This is a genomic window from Sphingomonas sp. (assembly GCF_051962185.1).
Lineage (GTDB): Bacteria > Pseudomonadota > Alphaproteobacteria > Sphingomonadales > Sphingomonadaceae > Sphingomonas.
On sequence record NZ_JBQCCN010000187.1, the window covers coordinates 1 to 5565 of the forward strand.

Annotated in this window: 4 protein-coding genes; 3 read left to right on the forward strand and 1 reads right to left on the reverse strand. The window is 60.3% G+C overall.

From position 1 onward, the window contains the following. On the reverse strand, positions 1-262 hold a 262-nt coding region (locus tag ACTHJR_RS11655), incomplete at its 3' end, for a hypothetical protein (RefSeq protein WP_440523363.1). A 413-nt stretch (positions 263-675) separates the two neighbouring features. Between ACTHJR_RS11655 and ACTHJR_RS11660 the strand changes: the two genes are divergently transcribed. The 3 genes from ACTHJR_RS11660 to ACTHJR_RS11670 all read left to right on the forward strand — a co-directional run bounded on the left by ACTHJR_RS11660 (position 676) and on the right by ACTHJR_RS11670 (position 5243). Then, positions 676-2061, forward strand: coding sequence for a hypothetical protein (locus tag ACTHJR_RS11660; RefSeq protein ID WP_440523364.1), 1386 nt, complete (start codon positions 676-678; stop codon positions 2059-2061). 255 nt (positions 2062-2316) lie between these two features. Continuing rightward, on the forward strand, positions 2317-3711 hold the full coding sequence (locus ACTHJR_RS11665; RefSeq protein ID WP_440523365.1) for a toll/interleukin-1 receptor domain-containing protein: 1395 nt from the start codon (positions 2317-2319) through the stop codon (positions 3709-3711). Positions 3712-3767: 56 nt separating this feature from the next. After that, a complete protein-coding gene (locus ACTHJR_RS11670) occupies positions 3768-5243 on the forward strand; it encodes an argonaute/piwi family protein (RefSeq protein ID WP_440523366.1) in 1476 nt (491 codons plus the stop codon). Positions 5244-5565: the final 322 nt, after the last annotated feature.

The window sequence follows — 5565 nt, forward strand, 5'->3', positions numbered from 1 at the left end:
AACGGCCGTCGACCCGCACCCAGATGACGGTTCCATTGCGCAGGAACTTGAGCGTGTAAATGCCGCTGTCGGGATCGAGCTCCGGCCCGAGATATTGCGCGCCGCGCATCATCGGCACCACGCGGCGCTCGATTTCGGGCAACGGCAGGATCCGCCCCTCGCGCCGCGCTTCCCAGGCACGCTGCTGATCGCGCTGCAGGCACGGCTCGACAGCCGCCGAAATCGCCGTCGGGGTCAGGGTCAAAGCAAGCAACGCGTACATCACCATGGCTGGTCGCATAGAGAGCGCGGGTTGAACAGCCTGTGAATGCGTTTGTCAGGGAGGGGACAAGGTTGGGGGCTGGGGCTGAAAGGTTCGGGCATGAGCTGTCGGTCGACAATGCGCTCCATTTCGGCCGTTCAGCTAGACCGCGAGCGACCCCGAAAGCGGTAGTTGTACCGGCGTAGGCGTTGCCCGATCGCGGCAACCGCAGGGCTTCGCGAACGCTGATCGCGTTCTGAGCGCCAAGATGGGTGTGTCGCCGCGTTGCCGCCGTGCAAGTCTCGCCTTATCGCAAACGGGCCCGACGGATCGGTTACCGATGAGCATATCTGTTTTTGGGCGGACGGCATCGGCGCGTGTTCCAAAAATGCAGGTTCTCGCACCCCGATCGCGTTTGACACCGAGGATGCGCGATGTTCGGCGATACCCAAGACGACCCGATCAGCTGGACAAATTATTCGCCTTCGCCGCACCCGGCTGAGGTCCAACGTATGGCGGAGCTAGTCCGGGACCCTATTCGTGCGACGTCCCTCTTGGCGTTTGGCTTGCGGCCATTCGGGACGATGGATCGCGACCCCTACAACCAACCGAAGGGTTTGCATGGCCCGTGGGTGCCAGAATACGGTGATCTCAATGCCGAACCAATGCTCGTCGACACTGCCACTGGCTGGCGCTACCGGGTGGCGGTTGGAGGCGCCGAATTAGTTCTCGATCTCCCGTCGTCGAACAACTTCATGGAAGCGCAGGAGCTCCTCGCGTTTGCCTCGAACAAAAAAGGCACCTTGGAGCAGACGCCGCATTTCGTTCCGGCAGTAAGGGGGGGCGAGGAGATCGATTTTCCGATCGTGCCGCCAATTGAGCTAAAGGCGGATAGCCGCGACGAACTCGAAAAGCATATTGCTGACCTAACGGACCATTTCTGCAGCCAACTCCCTGTCAAAAGATTGTGGCTGCGCGGTCAGCGACGCGAATACCCGTGGGTACGCGACAAGGCGCTATCGCATCGGCTATATGGCCGGTCGCTGCCATCGCTGACGCCATCACTCGAACGTTACGCCAAGAGCAATCCCGAGAAAATGAACTTTGGATTTGCCTGGGTAGGGCCGAACCACTGGTGGAAGAAACCATTCATGATCTGGCTGATGCTCCAGAACGCGCACTGGTTCGCACATGATGAACGCTTCTTACCGCTGCTCAACGATATTCTTAGCGATCCCAATGACGAACGCTTCGCCGAACTGATGGTTAAGATTCAGCTGAGTCCGGTCGAAGTTGGCGATCCGCCGCATCTCCCTTGGCCAGACGAGGTCGACGATCTGAGGCAATGGTTTTTCTTGTCTATGAAGCGCCGGCAATTTGCGATCACGATGCAGCAATACGGGTATTACACGTCGCTATTGGACCTGACCTACGACCTCGACGTCGCGCTCTATTTTACCCAAGCGAGCATGGTAGATGGTAAAATGCGTTGTGCCCCGCCCCAAGCCGGGAGGGTGATCTACGTTTTCGCGGAAAGCCGCGGCGATTTTTACGATCACGGTGCCGAGCTCTTTTGGGGGACCGACGGCTGGCGCTGCGAGCAACCGCCTCGGCTTGAACGACAGAAGGCCGGCTTCATAAAGGGCGCAACCAATCGCAATCAGAATTTCTACGGCAACATGATCGTTGCGCGGATCACACTCGGCTCAACCGAGCCAAGGACGGGACTCGTTGATACCGACCTGTTTCCGCTCGAGACAAACGATTTACTCTACGCGACGTTGGCAGCGTCGTGTCCGCCGCTTGAAGGATTGTATTGAAGTATCGCGCTCTGTGAGACGGATAGCGCCCCAACTTTAACACGTTGACGGCCACAGCTGACTTTCCCGAAAGCAGCCATTAGTTCTACAATGACATGCGCGCGATCGTGAAGCATATCGAAGCTGATATCTCGAAACTGCCGTGGCGCCCCGGCACTGCACGAGTCTCGGATATATTCGGATTGGGTGACGCTTTTGGTGGATAAGCCCGCCTGCGACCTTCTCAGCTAGCGTCGCGGCGGATAGACTCCGCTGATGACGATCGCTCCTGCCGTCTCGCGCGACACCATCCTTATCACCCACGCAAACCCCGAAGACAATCGCTTCGCGCGTTGGCTCGCGGGGCGACTGACGATCGCCGGATACAAGGTCTGGGTCGATGTCGGCGCGCTGCGCGGCGGTGACGATTTCTGGGACAAAATCGAGCATGTGCTGCGCCACGAAGCGATCAAGCAGATCGTCGTCGTTTCCGAACATATCGGCAAGCAGGGCGTGAAGAAGGAACTGGCTCTTGGCGACGTCGTGCGTCGCAAGCTAAATGATCCCGAATTCATGGTCCCGGTCCGCGTCGCCAATATCGATTTCGGTGACTTTCCGACAGAGATCCTGCGCCAGAACGCACACAATGCTTATCCCAATTGGGCGGCCTGCCTCGAGCCCCTGTTCGAAACGCTCGACACCGCCGGGATAGTCAAAGTCGCGCATCCCGATGCCGAACAATTGGCGATGATCGTCGCCGCGCAGGAAGAGGGCCGAAAGCTCGTCACCGAAACGCCCGAGATCCTCTACAGCAACTGGTTTGAGCTCAGGGGGCGCCCCGACGTCTGGGTTATGGAGGCGAAGGGCACCACCGCCCAGCTCGACGCCTGGAGCCAGTTTACGCGCGTGCCGCATGTGCTTCACGAAGGCGGCGCGATCGCGTTCTGCGGTCCCGACGCCATCGAACGGCTCGACAAGCATGCACCGCCCTTGAAGGCACGTGCCAGTCTGCCTTTCAACGGTGTAATCGATGGTACGTACAGTCGTCACTTCGGCCAGCGTGCCGATGCGCGGCGGATCGTTGTCAACCTCATGCGCCAGCATTGGGATGGGGCGATGCACCGCTTGGGCCTGGTAGCGGTCGACTTCGCCTCCGGAGCGCGGGGCCGTTTCTTTCCGGATGGACTAATCGACGGCAAGGTTAAGTTGAAGCTTGCCGATGGCCATCGCATCGATCGCGTACTGAGCGGCAAGTTCAAAGAGCGGCGCTGGCATCTCTGTCTGGTGGCGCAGCCCAAGCTGTGGCCCGACGCGCTCTTTCGTGTCCACGCCAACGTCGCGGTGACGACCGACGGTCACACCCCGCTGCCCGGCGAACAATTGCAGCGAATAAGACTGCGCCTGACCCGGTCTTGGTTCAACGACAAATGGCGCGACATGCTGCTCGCGGCGATGGGATGGCTCGCCGAGAGTCAGGAAATTCTCGACATCGCGGCATCGGGTGAGCGCCTGACGATTTCGAGCCTGCCGATGACGTTCGATTTCCCTGTTAGCTTCGCCGCTGAGGAGGACCGCCAGGCTGAAGAGGATGAGGCCGGCCAGATCACCTTGTCGGAGGATTTCGATACCAACTTTGATGGCGATGATCCCGTTGAGGAGGTCGCGGCATGAGTATTGCGACCCATCGCATCCCCGAGCCCTTGTTGGAGTTCGGGCATGGCCAGCATATGGAGGCGCCCAAGGACGGGCTGTTTCTGTTCGGGCCGCTCGAAGGCCCTGACGGGCGATCCCAGGTTCGACTGGGGGTGATCGGCACCGAAAACGGAGTCGGTCTGTCGCGACGCTGGCTCGAACGGATTGGACGCTACATCCCCAGTAAAGTCGACAAGTACGGCAAGCCGGCCCTATGGGCACCTGCGTGGCCCGGCTTCGAGGCCTGTTTCGGCATCGTACTGCCGACGCGCGGCATGGTCGAATTGGCGCTTAAGGGCGGTGACATCGACCATTGCATCAAGAAGAGTAATCGCGCCGATGCGGTGCGCTCGACCGTCCTTTTGTTCGCCAACGCAATCCGCGCCCATATCCGCGCCGAGGAGCGCCGTCCCGACGTCTGGCTCGTCGTCGTGCCCGACATTGTCTATCGCTATGGCCGTCCGCAGGTCGCACCGCCTCCCAAGGATGAACGCACGGCCTCCGACATCACCTCGTTCAAGGATGCCAAGCGCTTCTTCCAACAGGGCGGCGATCTGTTTCCCGACACGGTCAAGGATGCCGAAACCTACCTCTTCTCGAACAATTTCCACCACCAGTTGAAGGCCGAACTGCTCCAGGAGGGAATCATCCTCCAGCTCATCCTGGAAAGCACGTTGGTGGATCGCAGCCTCAACATCGCCAACGACCGGCGTCGCGGGCTCCAAGACGAAGCGACCGTCGCCTGGAATTTCTGCACGACGCTCTACTTTAAGATGGATGCCAAGCCTTGGGCGCTGGCACAGGTCCGCCCGGGCGTCTGTTATGTCGGGTTGGTTTTCAAGAATGACGATACCCCCGCCGCGACCGGCGAGGCTTGTTGCGCCGCGCAGATGTTCCTCAATTCAGGCGACGGTCTCGTTTTCCGCGGCGCGCTCGGTCCTTGGTATTCCGACGAGCGCAAGGAATATCATCTATCGCAAAATGCGGCCGCCGATTTGATGACTTCGGTGGTTGCGGGTTACAAACTGAAGCATGGCAGCCCCCCGACCCAGTTGTTCATCCACGGCCGTCATCATTTCTCAGAGGACGAATGGGAGGGCTTCTCGAGCGCGGTGCCGCCCGAGACTCAACTGGTCGGGGTCCGGATCAAGCAGCAGGATGATGTCCGCCTATTCCGGCCCAACGCATCGACGCCAGTGTTGCGCGGCACCGCGCTGACCGTCGGCGAACGATCCGGCTATCTCTGGGCGCGCGGCTTCGTGCCGCGGCTCTCCGGTTATCAGGGGTTCGAGACGCCCAAGCCGTTAACCATCGATATCACGCACGGCGAGGGCGATATCGTGGAAGTGCTCGGTGACATCCTCGCCCTCACGAAGGTCAACTATAACGCTTGCGATTTCGCGAGCGCCTTGCCCGTGACGCTCAAATTCGCTGACCGCGTTGGCGAGATTCTCATGGCGTCACCGCATACAGTCACCGCGCCGCCGCTCCCGTTTCGGCACTATATCTGAGTCAGAGTAGATTGATGCGAATAGGATCGTCAGCCGGAAGATAAGGGTCGGCGTGTGACCGCCTCAGAAAGCGTTCCACTTGCTGATAGGAACGGTGGACGCCGTCGTCCCCGACGCGGTTGACCGCCGCCTGTCTCAAAGAATGACTTTACTGATGTGCGAAAGACGGCAGCTTTCAGCGATGACCGACCGAAATCTGCCAGTCCGCAGCGGCCCCGATCATGGCCATTCACCCCTCCCCATTGCCCGCCCCCCCCGCGGCCCCGAAGGAACCCCCCGCCGGCCCGCGCCCCACCGAGCCGGGGAAGTCCGCGGCCGCGGT